Source organism: Brevibacillus thermoruber 423, from assembly GCF_000454065.1.
GTDB lineage: Bacteria > Bacillota > Bacilli > Brevibacillales > Brevibacillaceae > Brevibacillus > Brevibacillus thermoruber.
Window position 1 is genome coordinate 74,840 of sequence record NZ_KE695650.1, and the last position, 16,585, is coordinate 91,424.

17 protein-coding genes and 1 pseudogene are annotated in these 16,585 nt (G+C 51.8%); 12 read left to right on the forward strand and 6 right to left on the reverse strand.

The genetic code is table 11. The annotated features are described in order from the left end of the window. The first annotated feature begins 7 nt into the window (after positions 1-7). The gene (gene asnB, locus M516_RS0108630) at positions 8-1,945 is read left to right on the forward strand and encodes an asparagine synthase (glutamine-hydrolyzing) (RefSeq protein WP_029098756.1); all 1,938 of its coding nucleotides are present in this window, start codon (positions 8-10) and stop codon (positions 1,943-1,945) included. 111 nt (positions 1,946-2,056) lie between these two features. On the opposite strand, the gene M516_RS25180 is transcribed toward asnB, so the two are convergent. Next, entirely contained in the window at positions 2,057-2,215 is a 159-nt protein-coding gene (locus tag M516_RS25180) for a hypothetical protein (RefSeq protein ID WP_193746957.1), read from the reverse strand. A 151-nt stretch (positions 2,216-2,366) separates the two neighbouring features. On the opposite strand from M516_RS25180, the gene M516_RS23110 reads away from it, so the two are divergent. The 3 genes from M516_RS23110 to M516_RS0108650 are packed head-to-tail and all read left to right on the forward strand — an operon-like array spanning position 2,367 to position 5,215. Further along, complete coding sequence (locus tag M516_RS23110; protein WP_035289354.1) at positions 2,367-3,146, forward strand: thioesterase II family protein; 780 nt, start codon at positions 2,367-2,369, stop codon at positions 3,144-3,146. After that, on the forward strand, positions 3,143-3,973 hold the full coding sequence (locus tag M516_RS0108645) for a GNAT family N-acetyltransferase (protein ID WP_029098757.1): 831 nt from the start codon (positions 3,143-3,145) through the stop codon (positions 3,971-3,973). The genes M516_RS23110 and M516_RS0108645 overlap by 4 nt, the downstream gene beginning before the upstream one ends. Positions 3,974-3,985: 12 nt before the next feature. Further along, complete coding sequence (locus tag M516_RS0108650; protein WP_029098758.1) at positions 3,986-5,215, forward strand: MFS transporter; 1,230 nt, start codon at positions 3,986-3,988, stop codon at positions 5,213-5,215. Between the two features lie 73 nt (positions 5,216-5,288). Here M516_RS0108650 and M516_RS23115 read toward each other — a convergent pair. Beyond that, positions 5,289-5,602 (reverse strand): annotated as a pseudogene (locus tag M516_RS23115) (IS3-like element ISBth8 family transposase); the annotation flags it as partial. 71 nt (positions 5,603-5,673) lie between these two features. Between M516_RS23115 and M516_RS25185 the strand changes: the two are divergent. From M516_RS25185 to M516_RS0108665, 3 genes are all read left to right on the forward strand, one after another. Continuing rightward, positions 5,674-5,958 (forward strand): hypothetical protein, encoded by a 285-nt coding sequence (locus M516_RS25185; RefSeq protein ID WP_122958949.1) that lies wholly within the window; start codon positions 5,674-5,676, stop codon positions 5,956-5,958. A 715-nt stretch (positions 5,959-6,673) separates the two neighbouring features. After that, positions 6,674-7,219, forward strand: coding sequence for a hemerythrin domain-containing protein (locus M516_RS0108660; RefSeq protein ID WP_081656490.1), 546 nt, complete (start codon positions 6,674-6,676; stop codon positions 7,217-7,219). A gap of 28 nt (positions 7,220-7,247) precedes the next feature. Then, positions 7,248-7,559, forward strand: coding sequence for a cupin domain-containing protein (locus M516_RS0108665; protein WP_029098761.1), 312 nt, complete (start codon positions 7,248-7,250; stop codon positions 7,557-7,559). A gap of 11 nt (positions 7,560-7,570) precedes the next feature. On the opposite strand, the gene M516_RS0108670 is transcribed toward M516_RS0108665, so the two are convergent. The 4 genes from M516_RS0108670 to hcp form a co-directional block, all read right to left on the reverse strand. Then, positions 7,571-7,963, reverse strand: coding sequence for a DUF488 domain-containing protein (locus M516_RS0108670; protein WP_029098762.1), 393 nt, complete (start codon positions 7,961-7,963; stop codon positions 7,571-7,573). A gap of 167 nt (positions 7,964-8,130) precedes the next feature. Then, positions 8,131-8,466 carry a hypothetical protein gene (locus M516_RS0108675; RefSeq protein WP_029098763.1) on the reverse strand — a complete coding sequence of 112 codons (336 nt, stop codon included), beginning with the start codon at positions 8,464-8,466 and terminating at the stop codon, positions 8,131-8,133. A 93-nt stretch (positions 8,467-8,559) separates the two neighbouring features. Next, positions 8,560-9,243 (reverse strand): Crp/Fnr family transcriptional regulator, encoded by a 684-nt coding sequence (locus M516_RS0108680; RefSeq protein WP_029098764.1) that lies wholly within the window; start codon positions 9,241-9,243, stop codon positions 8,560-8,562. Between the two features lie 331 nt (positions 9,244-9,574). Next, the gene (hcp, locus tag M516_RS0108685) at positions 9,575-10,864 is read right to left on the reverse strand and encodes a hydroxylamine reductase (protein WP_029098765.1); all 1,290 of its coding nucleotides are present in this window, start codon (positions 10,862-10,864) and stop codon (positions 9,575-9,577) included. Between the two features lie 364 nt (positions 10,865-11,228). Here hcp and M516_RS0108690 point away from each other — a divergent pair, with 364 nt between their 5' ends. The 5 genes from M516_RS0108690 (at position 11,229) to M516_RS0108710 (ending at position 16,466) form a co-directional block, all read left to right on the forward strand. Further along, positions 11,229-12,617, forward strand: coding sequence for a right-handed parallel beta-helix repeat-containing protein (locus M516_RS0108690; RefSeq protein ID WP_238550948.1), 1,389 nt, complete (start codon positions 11,229-11,231; stop codon positions 12,615-12,617). Beyond that, positions 12,614-13,153, forward strand: coding sequence for a nitrous oxide reductase accessory protein NosL (locus tag M516_RS23120; RefSeq protein ID WP_035289358.1), 540 nt, complete (start codon positions 12,614-12,616; stop codon positions 13,151-13,153). The genes M516_RS0108690 and M516_RS23120 overlap by 4 nt, the downstream gene beginning before the upstream one ends. Before the next feature lie 17 nt (positions 13,154-13,170). Next, on the forward strand, positions 13,171-13,989 hold the full coding sequence (locus M516_RS0108700) for an ABC transporter permease (protein WP_029098767.1): 819 nt from the start codon (positions 13,171-13,173) through the stop codon (positions 13,987-13,989). Continuing rightward, on the forward strand, positions 13,982-14,785 hold the full coding sequence (locus tag M516_RS23125) for an ABC transporter ATP-binding protein (protein ID WP_152523371.1): 804 nt from the start codon (positions 13,982-13,984) through the stop codon (positions 14,783-14,785). The genes M516_RS0108700 and M516_RS23125 overlap by 8 nt, the downstream gene beginning before the upstream one ends. A gap of 265 nt (positions 14,786-15,050) precedes the next feature. Next, a complete protein-coding gene (locus M516_RS0108710; protein WP_029098768.1) occupies positions 15,051-16,466 on the forward strand; it encodes an FMN-binding glutamate synthase family protein in 1,416 nt (471 codons plus the stop codon). Positions 16,467-16,585: the final 119 nt, after the last annotated feature.

The window sequence follows — 16,585 nt, forward strand, 5'->3', positions numbered from 1 at the left end:
ATTCCTTATGTGCGGTATTGTGGGGATGTATTCGAGAGAACGGCCGATTTCCGTAAATGCACTTGATCGTGCGACAAATCTTTTACGTCACCGAGGTCCCGATCAACAAAGGCTGTGGGTGTCTACCCACAGCCGTATTGGATTGGGGCATACAAGGTTAAGCATTATCGACTTAGAAACGGGCGATCAGCCTCTGTCCAATGAAGATGAACAATTGCATCTGGTGGTGAACGGCGAACTGTATGACTACGAGCGCATCCGAGAGGGGCTGAAGCGGCGAGGCCACATGCTGAAGACAAAGTCCGACAGCGAAATCATCCTTCATCTTTATGAAGAGAAGGGGATTGGCTGTCTCGAGTATTTACGGGGTGAGTTTGCGTTTTTGCTTTGGGACGACCGGGAGCAAAAGTTGTTCGCCGCTCGAGATCGCTTCGGCATCAAACCTTTGTTCTACGCGTGGAAGAACGAGATCCTGTATTTAGCCTCCGAGATGAAAGCCTTGTTTGCAGCGGGCATCCAGGCCGAATGGGATCAGCAGTCATACTACCAGCACCTTTTCTTGTGCATGGATCAGGAACGTACGCTGTTTAGAGGTGTCCGCCAAGTTCCGCCCGGGCACTTCCTGATCGCAGACAGTCAAGGTGTACAAATTAAACCGTATTGGGACCTTGACTACCCGACGAGAGAGGAGGTAGACCCTGCCCGCTCCAAAGAAGACTACTTGGAAGAACTCCGCTATGTACTGGAGGAGTCGGTATGCCTGCGCTTAAAGGCTGACGTGCCTGTCGGCTGTTTCTTGAGCGGAGGGGTCGATTCTTCGGCCGTTCTCGGCATCGCCGTTCGACAATTCCCGGAGAAGATCCGGGCTTTTACCGTGACCTTCGATCACGAAGCGTATGATGAGGGCAGAGTCGCCAAGGAGACAGCCGAATGGATAGGAGCAGACTACGTGCCCATCGAGCTAAAGCAGGATGACTTCGCTGCACACATAGAACAGGCTGTTTGGCACAGTGAGACGCTTGGGCACAATGCTCACGGGGTAGCACGATACCTCCAAAGCCGAGCGGTACACGAACAGGGCTACCGCGTGGTCCTCTCCGGTGATGGGGCGGACGAACTGTTCGCTGGCTACATCTACTCCCGTCTGGATTATGTACTAAGCAACGAAGACGGTCTAAGTGAGCAGAGTCAGCGGCAGCGACTTGAAGAGCTGAGCCTGCGGAATCCGGCGTTCCGTGATGTTCTCTTTCCGTCACAGACCACCCAGGCGCTGAAGGTATGCAGGCAGGTCATCGGATCGACCCCGGCCTGGATCCAGGCGATGGAGGTCAGCCGAGCACCGTTAAAATCTCTTCTTAACCAAAGCTTTCTGTCCAAGTTTCTCTCCTTCGACCCAGTGAAATCCCTGCTAGACAGCATCGATGTCGATGGGCAACTAACCAACCGGTCTCCGATCTTGCAGGGCTTGTATCTCTGGAACAAATCGCTACTACCGAATCAGATTCTTTTCGCTGACCGTCTCGAAATGGCACATGGCGTGGAAGTACGCATGCCGTTGCTCGACCACAAACTGTTTGAGGTAGTTCGCCGCCTGCCGACGAACATGCTTATATGCGAACTGCAGGAGAAATACGCACTGCGAGAAGCTGCCAAACCGTATCTCACAGAAACTGTTTACCGCAGACCAAAGCAGCCCTTCACCGCGCCCCACTCGACGTTGGACCCTAAAAACTCTTTGTTTGAACTGATTCAAGACACGTTGCGAAGCCAACTCGTGCAGGAAATTCCCTTTATTAATCCGGTGGCGATCAAGGTCCTCCTGGACAACATTCCGAAGATGGATTACCGAACACGCATTAACCTCGACTCCATAATGCTGTTGCTCGTGTCCACCTGTATCCTGCATAAGTGCTATATCTCTAAACAGTTAGCAGCCCATTCGTAGGAATGTAATTATGGGCGTAATTAGGAGGTAGCATCACATGACAAGTAACTTGGCTGGCATACTTGGTGGTATGGGTCCTTTCGCCTCCGCCGAATTTGTAAACACCATCTATCAAGTAAATCTCCGAGCGTTCCAGACCGAACCGCTTTTATCTTTTCCAAGGAAGAGGATGAGGTCATCCAACGCCTGATAATCGCGAGGAAACACCTGCAGGCAGCCGGAGCCGAGGTTTTTATCGCCGGTTGGATCTTCGGATGCACTGAATTTCATCTGCTCTCCAAGATCATGCAAATCAAGTGCCAGGACGCTCGAATCATTGATCCACTGATGATACTGGCGCGACAATGGCGAAATTTAGAGGATTTCCTTTATTCTTCGAAAGTTTTGATCCAATGAAGATACCCCCTAAGGAGGGAGCCACATGCTGCTCTTATCAAAGGAACCTTCCTGGTTTGTCTGCCATCAACCGAAACAACGGCCCAAGCTGCGACTCTTCTGCTTTCCTTATGCAGGAGGGGGTAGCACTATCTACCGGTATTGGCACGAAGAATTGTTGCCAGAGATCGAATTGCTCGCCGCCCAGCTTCCGGGGCGTGAAAAGCGCTTTCGAGAATCGCCTTGTCGATCGATTGACGAGTTGGTGGCTGGGCTGTCGAGAGCGATAAATCCCTATCTGAACACGCCGTTTGCTTTTTTTGGTCACAGCATGGGGGCGCTCATCGCCTTTGAGCTGGCACGCGAACTAGCTAAGCGATATGGAACGCATCCCGTCCATCTCTTCGTTTCTGGAAAAGCAGCTCCTCAAGTCGAGAAAAATTCTCCTACAATCTACAATCTCCCGCATCAACAGTTCATACAGAAGTTGTATGATTTGAACGGTACACCCAAGGAGGTGCTTGAGAACCGCGAGCTGATGAAGTTGTACGAACCGATCTTGAGAGCAGACTTCGAAGTTTGCGACACGTATCGTTTCCGTCCGGGTTCGCGCCTAAGCTGTCCAATCACTGTCTTCGGTGGTCTACGGGATGAACAAATCCCGATGAAAGATTTGGAAGCTTGGCGGGAATTGGTCACGGGTCCGGGCATCGTACGAATGTACGAAGGAGACCATTTTTTCCTTCACCAAAAAAGTAAAGACATGTTACGGGTAATACAGGATGATCTCTTGACATTCATTTATAGAAAGGGGATGACAATATGAGTCGGGTGATGACGCTCGATCTGGCTCTTCGAGTGGAAGAAGCGGAAATCAAAACACTTCGGTCTCGTCTGACGGCCATACGGGAACGGCAAGGCAACCCGATGGGAGTAGAGATCAGGCGAATTGGAGGTGCTTCCCTGTTCACCATCAAAGGTATCCCCGGGCCGAGCTTCAACAAGGTTTTGGGAGCCACCGGAAGTGATGTAGACCATGTGGATGAGATTATTCAAGCGTTTCGTAAGCAAGGTATTCCCTGCCGTTTTGAACTAATACCCGGTCACGTAACGCCGGAACTATTTGGCCGCCTGGCCGATCGTGGCTTCTACCAAGCAGGTTTTCACACAGTACTCTACGGCGTCCTACCCAAAGAGCAGGGGGGTGCCCCAGTGGAAGGTCTGACGTTGGCTGAAAAAATTGAGGTTTTTGAGGTAAATGAAGATGAGTTCGGGCTCTTCGGTGAGCTTTACGTTAAGGGATTTGGTTTGCCCGCTCTTCTAAGTACAGGCATCGCAGACAACAACCGTGTACTTCATGGTCGGCCCGGCTGGAAATTCTACATCGCCTTTGTAGACGGACAAGCGGCGGGGATTGGTGTTCTCTATATGGAGGATGGAGTGGGGAATCTTGCGGCTGCGTGCACTGTTCCGGAGATGCGACGTAAGGGATGCCATATGGCCCTGATCCAAAGGCGTATTGCCGATGCACGTAAAGGAGGATGTGACTTGATTATAGGACAAGCCGTATTCGGTAGCGTGAGTCAGCAAAACATGCAGCGTATTGGTATGCAAATTGCTTATACTAAATCAATTTGGGTCGAGCGTCCATGAGGAGAGAACAATATGAAAAATAGTTTCTTTCTTTTTAGGATTGCGTTCCTCCGCTCCATTCTTATGTCGGTGTTCTTTCTACAGATAGGGATTTGGGTGCGTAACTTCGCAGTCCTAATGTTCGTTCTGAAGGAGACGAATAACGACGCGTTCGCTGTCACCATGATATCGGTAGCCCAGTACGCTCCGATGTTTTTGTTTTCGTTTATTGGGGGAACGTTGGCTGATCGTTGGAAACCGAAGAAGACAATGGTGATCTGTGACATGCTCTCCTCTCTCTTCGTCCTTCTAGTATTGGTGACGTTGAAGATCGGGATCTGGGAGATCGTCTACGTCGTGACTCTGGCATCGTCGATCCTATCGCAGTTTTCACAACCTTCAACGATGAAATTATACAAAAGGCACGTACCTTCAGATAAGCTACAATCAGCGCTGGCAATGTTCCAGACACTCCAGTCGATGTTTATGATAATCGGACCAGCAGTCGGGGCATATGTGTATGAGAGATTTGGCATCTTTGTTTCGCTTGCCATTACTTCACTTATGTTTCTATTCTCTTCTCTAGCACTGTCCACTATTCCTCGAGACGAGGAGGAAGTGATTCGGTCAACTAATCATAGTATGTTTAGGGATGTCATGGATGGATTTCGTTACATCTTGTACAAGCCTGAGTTAAAGATCATGGGTGCTTGCTACATGTTTGCCGGCTTGGCGGTCGGAATGATCCAGCCGCTCGCCGTATTCGTTATTATGGAGAAGTTGTTCTTGCCAAAAGAAAGTGTAATGTACCTAATGGTAGCGTCTGGAGTATCCACCTTATTGGGTAGCGTATTGGTCATGCTTCTTCGAAACAGGATTACTCCACAAAAACTATTGGTACTGGGTATGTTGGTGGATTCAATAAGTCTGATCGTTATTGGTTTTTCTGAGTCCGTTATGCTTACCTTTACAGCTCAGATTGTCTACGGCTTGTTTCAACCAATGATTCACATTGGTATTAGCGCGATCATCGTCAGTACGACGGGCCAGGAATATCTAGGCCGGGTCAACGGCTTCCTAAACCCCTTGTTTATGGGAATGATGGTTTTGATGATGTGCGTTTCTGGCTGGTTGAAGGACTTGCTTTCGATCACCTCCATCTACATCTTTGCTGGTCTTCTGTTCTTTACTGGTATGAGCACGGTCCTTCCACTACTTCAGAATAATCTCGCTTCGAAAAAAGAGACGCAGACAACTACCTAACGTGTCATAGCCCCGTCTACACGGCGATCACTTCTCGGAATTCAACCGGGGAGAGGTCGCCGAGTTTTTCTGGAAGCGATGCGTTGTCAAAGCAATTCCCGCGTCTTGAATGGCTTCCCATAAGTTCTTTCTCCTCGAGTAGATCCCTGTACGATTTAGTTGTGTATTGAAATCCTTGGTAGGAATGAGGTCTAAAATACCCGACAAATAGACAAAATCATGACCAATTCGAATATAGGTCATGTCAGTCACAAATTTCTTCAAAATGGTTTCTGCTGTAAATTCACGGTTGAGGACATTCGGAAAGACTACGGATGGTTTGCGACCTGCATATGGCCGTTTCTTGCGGATAACGGAATGAATTCCCAGCTCGCGCATCAGCCTGCGTGTGAAGATCAGCGATAAAATCCCCAATAGAATCGGTTGAAAATTCCCCATTTTCATCGCAGACTCTCTCCTTGGAGGAGAGAGACATTAGGATTACAGTTGACTACTACTATGAATGGGATGACACCGAATTGGTTAATGGTACCGATGACGGATGGGTTGTAAACTGGGATACCGAGGAAGCCTATGCTGATGCCACGGGTGCCGACAGTGATATCTCCATTGTCGAGAATGAAATTGGTGGTATGGGTATGGAAGTTGAGGATGACAATAAAAGGGGAAATGCTTGGGTAATTTTGACAGCACGTCGCTGGCTTAATGTTTGTTCCGGAAGGTTCTCAATACAACCAAGGTAAGCGTTAGGCACTGCCAATGCTTCAGATAACCGTCTAAGATTAGGCGGGCTACGGCGGTAAGGGACAACGTTCTGTAAGATTGTTCATCGGTCGTCTGGGGGTGGAAAGGGTATTGTATGTTCTTCCGCGGAGTAAAAGGAACAGAATCCACATACCGACTGATTTATTGGAGTTACACCGGGCATCTACGAAGATGACCGACGAGAGGGCAACCTGGTCTCAGCAGTCAATGCATTTTGTAACCAGTTCCGTAGGATTGCAGATCGACTTGGGTCGTTGGAATATCAAATTTTATGAAAAAGAAAATGTGGAAAAAATGGAAGGAACAGATCTTTACTCGTTAAGATGAGGATACGAAGTACGAGGCTGTTCGCTTGTGTTTGGAAGAGAGTGCAGCTATCAGGGGATAAGAGAAAAGCTGTTTCGATGACTCCGGGCGCGACACCGCGAGTAACCCGGGAGGCCATTCGTCAGTTGCGATTATCATGCTTGGTTTGCAAACAGACCGATCGTACGAAAAACAGTCGACCGCAAACAACCATGTTCACGCCTGATCAAGGGACTGGTATGGGGCTTCACCAGGTTGTTCCCTATGCATGCAGCCATATGCCGATAAATTGGTCCCATTTGGAAAAAACAAGTGTGATGCCCGTCACAGCTTTTCCATACGGCTCAGATGTATACTCGAGATGCAGGAAACGAAGGAGTGATTCGCATGAGCCAAGTGCCCCATCATTGCAGCATGATGTCGGGGAGCCATGCACACGTGACACTTTGCGAACCGCTGGCCCAGTTGAAACGAGAGCATGGCCCCCTCAGGAAACAAATGGATGCCTTTGCCCAGTTGGCAGCCGAAATTGGAGTGGATCAAGCAAAAACGGATTGGAGCCGGCAGCTTGCCGAGCTGAAAGAAAAGGTGGATGCCTTTGTCCGGGAGCTCGACCCTCACTCCGAGCGGGAACAGGGAGCCCTTTTTCCGCTCATGGCGAACTATATCGGCAGGCAGGTGGGGCCGATTGCCGTGATGGAATACGAACACGAACTTGCCAAGCGTAACCTGAAGACGTTCAAAGAAGCGATGGAACACGTGAAGGAGCCGGTGGATGCTGAACACGCGAAAGAGATCGCTTCCTATGCACTGCAGGCCCATGCCGTTTTAACGGATCATTTCACGAAAGAAGAGAACGTGCTGTTTCCGATGGCGGAGAACATGCTGAGCGCGGAAGAAAAGGACGAGCTCAGCCGTGCGCTGCGATCCTGATTGATGTTGATTGGCAGGAGATGAAAGAATGAAGAGATACCCGCTGTCATTCGAAGAAACCTTTATTCGGCCGATGCTGGATAATGGGGTGTCGAAAGTCGTGAAATTCTCGTTTCCAAAAGGAAAGAAATTACAAAAACACAAGACGTCGAGCGATATTCTGCTATTTGTGCTGCAGGGAACCATCCGCTTTACCGCCCATGAAGAAGTGGAACTGGCTGCTGCCAGCATGATCAGCCTTGAGAAGCAGGTCGAGCATGCCATTGAAGCATTGGAAGACAGTGTGGTCGTTCTGGTGCTGACACCCAGCCCGGAAGCTCATTCGATGTTCAAACCATAAATGGAATCGTTTCAGACCTGCCGCTCGCGTTCTCCCTGTTCGGACCGGCGGGTCAGCCAGCGCTGGAGAACGATGGCTTGGTTGTGGACGGCATCTTTCGCGGCGTAGACCAGGGTGACGTTTTTTTCAACCGCGATGCCGCATATCCGATCGGCGAGTTCATTCCGGATCGGATCTTCCGCCAGTTCCCGTTCGTATCTTTCAGTAAATTCGGCAAACCGCTCCGGTCGGTGGCCGAACCACTTGCAGAGTTCGGAGCTCGGGGCGATGTCTTTCATCCACGCGTCGACCGCTGCGCGCTCTTTGGAAATGCCGCGCGGCCAAAACCGGTCAACCAGGATGCGGACGCCGTCTTCAGGGGAGGGCGGGTCGTAAATTCGTTTTACCGATATCTGGTGCACCATGGGACAATCAGCCTTCTTTCCTAACTTGCCGTACATTGTTTGCGTCAAGTCCATTATAACACGACGGAACCACGAAATGAACGAAGGGTGCCCAAGCCAAGAAACGTGCAGCAGCACAAGATCGAAACGGGAATGGAAAAGACCTCACATCGAGGTCTTTGTGTGGTTTACGTTGAACCGATATCTTGCTTTTTCGCCTTGCTGTTGAGCAGAAACAGAACCCACCAAATGAACAAAAACAAATAACCTGCGATTGTGAATACAGTCCACATTTCCCCTTGCTGCAATTGATCAAGGAAATGTTCAAATTCGTTCATACCTTCTGCTCTTCCAATACTGTTTATCAAAGAAATGATGGGAACTGTTACGGCAAAAAGAATGGCTGCAACGGACAACCGTATCCGTTTCTTTCGTATCACACTATAGATGGCAGTCCCTGCTGTTGATAAGAAAAACAGATAATAGATCACCCAAAACCAATTCGGAAGCGTCTCCCAATACATTTTCCACCCCTTTGTATGTGTAGCGAGTAAACCATGGGTGTGAACGCCGTGACCTGCATGGAGGAATAGACAGGGGGATGTCGGCAGCAACGGTTACTGTTCACCCCATCGTTTTAACGCATCCTTGTCCAAAATGATGATGCCCGAACGGTGTGTGTCAAGAATTCGCTGTTTTTTCAGTTGATTGACCAACCGATTTACGGTTTCTCTGGATGAACCGATCGCATTGGCCAACTCCTGATGGGTCATGGGCAACTCGATGTACACACGGGAATCGTTCACTTCTCCGTGTTTATCTGCCAATTGCAACAGAAAGAAAGCAATCCTGCCGTGCACGTCGTGACCGGTAAACTGCTGAAGTTTTTGCTGGAGTTCGCGAATTTTGGCCCCCATGACATCGATGACCTTGATGGCAATCGACGGCATTGACAAGATGAGCTGTTCAAAAGCGTGGACGGGAATTGTCAGGACGTGAGTGTCCACAAGGGCTTCCGTCGTCGCCGGATAGGGCGTTTGCGTAAAGAAACCGGTATGCGGAAACATATCTCCGGTCTGCAGCAGCGATACGATTTGTTCATGGCCCTCCTCGTCGGTTTTGTAGGCTTTGACAAGCCCGTCCTGAATGAAAAAGACCGCTTCTTTTTCGCTTCCTTCCATAAAGATGGTCGTCTTTTTCCGGAACAGGCGATGCATGGTGATTTCTTCGACGCGGGCCAGTTCCTGTCGGTTCAAGTCGCGGAATAAAGGAACCTGCTGCAAACAATCCCCATTTCTCATACATAGTCCTTCCTCACGTAATTTCTTCCATTATAACGGATCAGAGCGATCTTTTTGAAGTGACATGCAAGGAACGGAGAACCTCCGGATGGAGGTCGCATGGTGACTTGCCATTCGCTGGTCAAGGAGTCGGGAAACGCCTTGGGGGGGCCGTCTGCCTGGAGGCGGCGGCGATGAAGCTATAGAGAAAGAATCCGGTGACGGCAGACCTTTCAAGCCATGGAAAGAAAAGCGTGCACCATGGGTTTGCGAAAGAGACCGATACGGTTTCGTCGGACATCCCCGCATAACATGGTGCACGGTCATGACATTCCATGCCGTACAGCGGAAGTTATTTCGCCAGCATGTCAGCCAAATCTTCTTGCGGGTCCCCAATTACCTTGAGATGAAACGTGTTTTGCAGGAAGTGTACTACACCTGGGGTTAAAAATTCCGGAACCTTCGGACCAATCCGTATGTCCGTGATTCCTAAGCTGAACAATCCCAGCAAAATGGCAATCGCTTTCTGCTCGAACCAGGACAGTACAATGCTGACCGGCAGCTCGTTGATGTCACAGTGGAGAGCGTCCGCCAACGCGCGCGCAATTTTTACCGTGGAAATGGAGTTGTTGCATTGCCCCAGATCAATATACCGTGGGATGCCTGTATTTCCTACGGTTCCAAAATCAATATCGTTAAAACGAAATTTCCCGCAGGAGGTGGTTAAAATGACCGTATCATTTGGAAGCGACGCAGCCAACTCCCGATAGTAATTTCCACCCTTTCCAGGGGCATCACAACCGGCGATCACAAAAAACCTCCGAATCTTGCCTTCGTGTACGGCCGAAATCAGTTCCGGCGCCAGACCGATCACGGTTTCGTGGTGATAGCCGGTGACCAGTTTCTGATCCGAGTCGATATGTGCCGCTGGCAGTTGCAACGCTTTTTCGATGATCGGAGTAAAATCGTTATGTTCAATTTTCGTAACGCCTTCCAGTCCTGCTACTTCATAGGAGAAGAATCGGTCCGAGTAGGTTCCCTTAATCGGCATCACACAATTGGTTGTCGCCAATATGGCCCCAGGGAATTCTTCAAACAGTTTTCGCTGATCGTACCAGGCCTTTCCGATGTTTCCCTTTAAATGAGGATATTTTCGTAATGCAGGATATCCGTGGGCAGGCAGCATCTCCGAGTGCGTATAAACATTGATTCCTTTGCCTTCTGTTTGTTTCAGCAATTCTTCCAGGGCAAGCAGGTTATGACCGGTGACGACAATACATTTTCCTTCGATTTTATTTTGCGTGACCGTAATAGGCTGAGGGATGCCAAATCGTTCCGTATGTGCACGGTCCAGCAGTTCCATCACTTTTATCGCTGCCGACCCAACTTTCATGGCCATGTCAACATGTTCCTGGAAATGAAAATTTACATTTGTCAAAGTGAAGTACAGGGCTTCATGGGTAATCGCATCCACTTCGGGGTCCGTATACCCCAACTCCCTTGCATGTGTTGCATAAGCAGCGATTCCTTTGAGGGCAAATACAATCGTATCTTGGATGCTGGCCAGATCTTCATTTTTCCCGCATACGCCGACTACTTTGCAGCCGCCAGTCGCTGTTTGCTCGCATTGATAACAAAACATGGATACGTCCTCCTTCTCCTGTTCAATGTGGGATGTGTGTGAGCCATCCCTGTGTCTGTTTCCATTATGCGTAAAAAGCGTTTGTTCAGATGTGACGAGCATCACACTTTGTGATTCATTTCACAAACATGACAAAATTTCACGATACCGCCGTGCGGGCGAACTGACGTCGTACAGAAACCATCCCCGCAGCGGAGGGATGGTGCTGCCTCGCGAACGCTCGCTTCTGTTGGTTTTTTGTCAAGGTTTATAGCCCGGTTGAGTCATTTACGAACAGGCCGGGGAGCGCTATGTTGATGGTGTGTTCGGAAAGAAGCAAGACGAAGGGGGGAGAAATCTGTTCGGTAGAAGGAATACCCGCACCATGGCCCGCATGCTGTTGGCCGCAGGAATCGCCGGACTCACGGTCGGGGCCGTTTTTTTCGACCGGGTCAGTGCCGCATCGGTCTCCTTGCAGGAGAGGATCGACCAGGCTCAACCGGGAGCAGTCGTCACCGTTCCGGCAGGAAAATACCGGGGGCCCATTCGCATTACCAAACCGATCGTGCTGCAGGCAGAGGGGGCCGTGGAGATTGCCAGTGATGGAAGCAGCCCTGTTCTGTCGATTCTGTCCGATCATGCCGTCGTCCGGGGAATGAAAATCGTAGACAACCGAATCAATCCCGCAGACGCGTCCGTGGTCATGAGGGGGAACCACAACATTGTGGAAGACCTTGTGATCGAAACGATGGGAACAGGGGTACAGCTTCGTGATGCCAGCAACAATACGCTGCGCGGTATCCGCGTGATCGGTCTGGTAACGGACCCGGGCAAGGAACAGGAAGGCCTCCACAACCACGGCCAACACGCGCACCAACTGTCGGGAGCAGCCGGTACAAATCCGGATGTTACGGCCAAAAAGGGAAACGGCTTCGACTTGAATCACTCTCATCACAACCGGATCGTCTCCAACCGGATCAGCAACATGTTTGACGGCATCTATGCGGAAAACAGCAACTTCAACCACATGGAGCAAAATTTCGTGGAGAACTCCCGATACGGTTATCATTTCATGGGTACGTCCGCCACGAAGCTGCTCGGCAACACAGGAAGCGCCAACGTGACGGGCACGATGCTCATGGAATCGGATGGCGCTGTCGTGCAGCATAATCGTTTTGTCAAACAAAGGGAAAATCCGAACGCCCAGGGGATTCTTCTTTTCGACGTAACGGGATCGCGAATCGAGGGAAATCGCATCGAGGGAAACCGTGTGGGCTTGTACATGGAACGGTCCAAAGGGAACCGTCTGGAAGGTAACGAATTCACGCTGAACTTTGTCGGGATGCAGCTCAAACAAGCCTCAGGGAATGTGGTGACGGCCAACCATTTTGTGTCCAATGTCATCCAGGCACAGGCGCAGGACAGCACAGCCAACACGTTGGAGGGAAACTACTGGGACGACATGCAGGGCATTGATCTGGATGCAGACGGCCGCAGCAATATCCCCTACGAGCTCAACCCGTTTTTCCTGGCGTTGACCGAAGCGGTACCGCCCTATCAGATCTTTTTCCAGGCACCCGGTCTTGTGTTTTTGGAGGGGCTTTTTACCGCAGGGACAGACGCGTCCATTCGGGACGGGGCACCATTGCTGGCTCCGGTTATGGCGCAAGAGGACGAACAGCGGGCGGGTCAGCAGACGGCCATGGGCGTACTCAGTGTGCTGCTGATGAGCGGAAGCTGTTTGATCATGTATGGAGGAGTGAGACGAAAATGAAATCTCGGGTGTGGACGATTGGCGCAATGATGATGACCCTCTCCATGTTGATGGGGGGATGCGGCAAGGAGGAAGCAAAACCGGTGGACATCGTGGAAGGCGTGGACAAATGCGACGTCTGCCATATGAATGTGGCCAATGACCACAACGCGTCGGAAATCGTTTTGCAAAACGGGAAAGTGTTGAAATTTGACGATATCGGCTGTATGTACCGCTGGACAAAGGAGCATGAGAACGAACAGGTGGAAGCCCGGTTCGTCCGCGACTACCTCTCCAAGGAATGGGTGAACACCGATCAGGCGACGTATGTCTACGACAAAACGTTCCAGACGCCAATGGGGTATGGCGTCTATTCCTTCAAGGACAAGGCAGCGGCGGAAGCGTTCGTCAAGGAAAAGCAAACCGGTTCGGTTATGAGCGTTCAGGATCTGGACAAGCATGCCTGGGAGAGCAGCATGAAAAAGCATGGGCAAAGTGACGGACATCCGGAATCAGGCCAGCACGGCACGTCGGACGCACAGCAGACACACAACTAGCAGAGGAAGTGGCGCACGTGCACATCATGAACATTGCCAAACGAGAAATACAGATCGGGTTTCGCAATCCGTGGGCGTACTCGTTCACGGCCCTGTTTTCCCTGTTCACGCTGGCCCTGTTGATCATTCAATCCCAGTCCTACATGGAGGGATACACGTATACGACCGGCACCATTCTCAATCTGATCCTGTACCTGCTCCCCTTGATGACCATGCTGCTCGCCTCCTTTTCGGTTACGGCAGAAAAGGAGGAGGGGAGCTGGGAGCTTCTGTCCACCTACGCCCTTACAGCCACTTCGTTTTTGTGGGGGAAGTACGCGGGATTGGCTGTGGTGCTCGTCTCCATCGTGTGTTTTAGCTACGGGTTTGCCGGGTTGTTCGGCATGCTTCTGGGAAAAGGGTTCACCCTTTCCGCCCTGCTGTTTTTCTTGTTGTTTTCCATCTGCATCGTGCTGTTGTTTCTGGGGATCGCCATGGTGGTCGGCTCCCTGAGCCGGAACCGCTGGCAGGCGCTTACGCTCGGGGTCAGCATCTGGTTTTTCTTGATTCTGGCCTGGCCCACGCTCTTGATCTCGGTCTTGAGCTTTTTGCCGTACACATGGATCAAACCGGTACTCCAGGTGGCCACCTGCCTGAATCCCGCAGAGTTTGTGCGCATGTTTTCCGTTGTCAGACTGGGGGGAGGCGCCATCTTCGGCCCCGAGTACTACAAGTGGGTGAACTGGATGGAATCCCCTTTTGGCATCGCCGGTTTTGCTGCGCTCTGCCTGATGTGGATCTGCGTGACGATGCTGACCGCGATAGCTGTTTGGGAAAGAAGGCGATACCGTGACTAAGACCGGACTGCACATGATGCAGGTAGAAAAGACGATTGGCGGAAAAACCATTGTGCATCCGTTTGATTTGAACGTCGAACCGGGACAGGTTGTCGCTGTTTGCGGGGGAAACGGGGCGGGGAAAAGCACCATTCTCCGCATGATTGTGGGAATTACCCAACCCAGTTCGGGAACGATCGAGCTGAACGGGTTGAACTTGAAGGAACATCGTGTGAAATATTTGCAGCAAATTGGCTATATGCCGGACCACTTCAATTTTTCGGCCGGACTGACGGCGAGCGAGTGCATGCGGTTTTACGCTTCCCTTCGCGGGCGGACAGCGTCGGAAGCGGATGAGGCGCTGCAGGCGGTAGGGCTTCACGAGGCCCGCAAGAAAAAGGTGTCCGTGTTTTCCAAAGGCATGCAGCAGCGTCTGCTGTTTGCCCAGGCCATGTTGGGCAAACCGGCACTGCTTGTGCTGGATGAGCCGACAAACGGATTGGATCCGTACTGGATGGGCGCCTTTGTTGATCTGGTGAAAACCATCAAGAAGGAAGGCATCTCCGTTATTTTCTCCACTCACCAACTGCAGGCGGCCAACGAGGTGGCGGATCAAGCCATTTTTGTCATAAACGGAAAAATCGTCCGCTCCGCCACGATGGAGGAATACCGGGCGCAATACGGGGAACTGGCCTTGCACCGTGCTTTCTCCGAACTGTTTCCCCGTCAGCAGCAGCCAGAGAAGAAAACGGAGGAACCCTCCTCTGTGACCGTCACGATTCGAGGGCGTGAGAGCAGGAACCAAGAACACAAGTAAACGGAAACGCGGGCCCTGGCGCCGCGTTGACAATGAAGGAAGCAAGATTCCCTCGCTGTTCCCCATTGGGCGTCGTCGCACACCGAAAGGGGGGCTGTGCGTCAGCAACGGGCAAGGCCGTTACGCCGTGGTTGAGGTAAACCGGCGATGCTGATGGTTGAACACGCAGCCGGGACGCGACTCACGTTTCTTCCTCGACGACCGGCGCATAGGCAGCGCGCAAGATCGGGATAATGATGGAAGAAACGGGTGCAAGGAGGTTGTCATGACCATCAAGTGGGGGGCCTTTCTCGTCGGGTCGTTTGCCGGTGCATTCCTGGCCATTCTCTGTGCGGGTCTGATCGCCATCGTATTTGCCCGGCCATTGATCAAATGGGGGATCGGGCGCTTTACGAAACGGCTGATGGCTGACCGTTACCCGGAAAACATCTGGGAGATGGTCTCGGCTCTCACCAGGACAAGCCCCCGGATCGTCGTGGAAAACAGTCTGCGGGCAGCCAGCGGAGAAGTCATCGAACGACCGTTTGGCAGCCCGCGCACGTATCTGGACTTTGACGGCCTGGTTTTTTCTCCCGCTCAGCTTGCCACGCTTCCCGCATCGGAAAACGCTCCCGTCGACATGATGATCACGATCGGCCCGCAAGCCAAACGGCCGCTCATCCTGAACATCCCCCTGCTGGCCGGTGCGATGGGCTACGGGATCGGGGTGTCCGAGAAGGTGAAAATCGCCATCGCCAAAGGAACGGCTGCGGTCGGAACCGCGACGAACTCGGGCGAAGGCCCTTTGCTGCCCGAAGAGAGGGCCTGCGCCGCCCATTACATCCTGCAGTACCATTCCGGGTATTGGGCCAAAGAGCCGGAGATTCTCCGGCAGGCGGACGCGATCGAGATTCGTCTCGGCCAAGGAGCGATTGGAGGGGCTGCGACCGTGGTTCCACCCGCGTATTTGAAGGGGAGGGCCCGTGAACTTCTGCAGGTTCCGGACGGTGAGGTCCTCGTCGTCCCTTCCCGCCATCCGGAATTGGTCGAACCGAAGGACTTGAAGCCCCTGGTCGAGAAACTGCGCACCATCACCCAAGGCATCCCCATTGGCGTGAAGATGTGTGCCACCGGAAAGCTGGAAGCGGACCTGGAAGCCGCTGTTCAGGCCGGGGTGGATTTTATCAGCCTGGACGGTGGGCAGGCCGGCGCAAAAGGGGGAGCGCCCATTCTGGAAGACGATTTTGGCCTGCCGACGATTTTCGCCTTGTCGCGTGCGGTGGATTATCTCAAAAAGCGGGGCGTAAAAGACCGGATCACCCTCCTAAGCGGCGGAGGATATGCTGCACCCGGCCAATGTTTGAAAGCGCTCGCCCTTGGAGCGGACGGCGTTTATATGGGAACGGCCCTGCTGTGGGGCATGGCCCATGATCAGGTGACAAAAGCCATTCCGTGGGAACCGCCCACTCAGCTCGCCTTTTACTCGGGGAGCCTGAAAGACGAGTTTGAAGTGGAAAAGGCCGCGCAGTCTTTGGAGAACTTTTTTCGATCCTTTGCAGAAGAGATGAAAATCGCCATTCGCGCGTTGGGGAAAACTTCCTTGAGGGACGTGAATGCGGACGATCTGGTAGCGCTTGACAGATGGACGAGCGCCGTCACGAAGGTGCGGCTGGTCACGCAACCCGATGAGCTCGTCCGATGAAGGGGAAAGCAAGGCAGCACCTGCAAAAAGGTGCTGTTTTTCGTTTCAAGATGTCCTGTATCTGCCTGAACTGCGTGACAAGGACTTGACGGCCTTCGATTACATCGTGGTGCCCACCC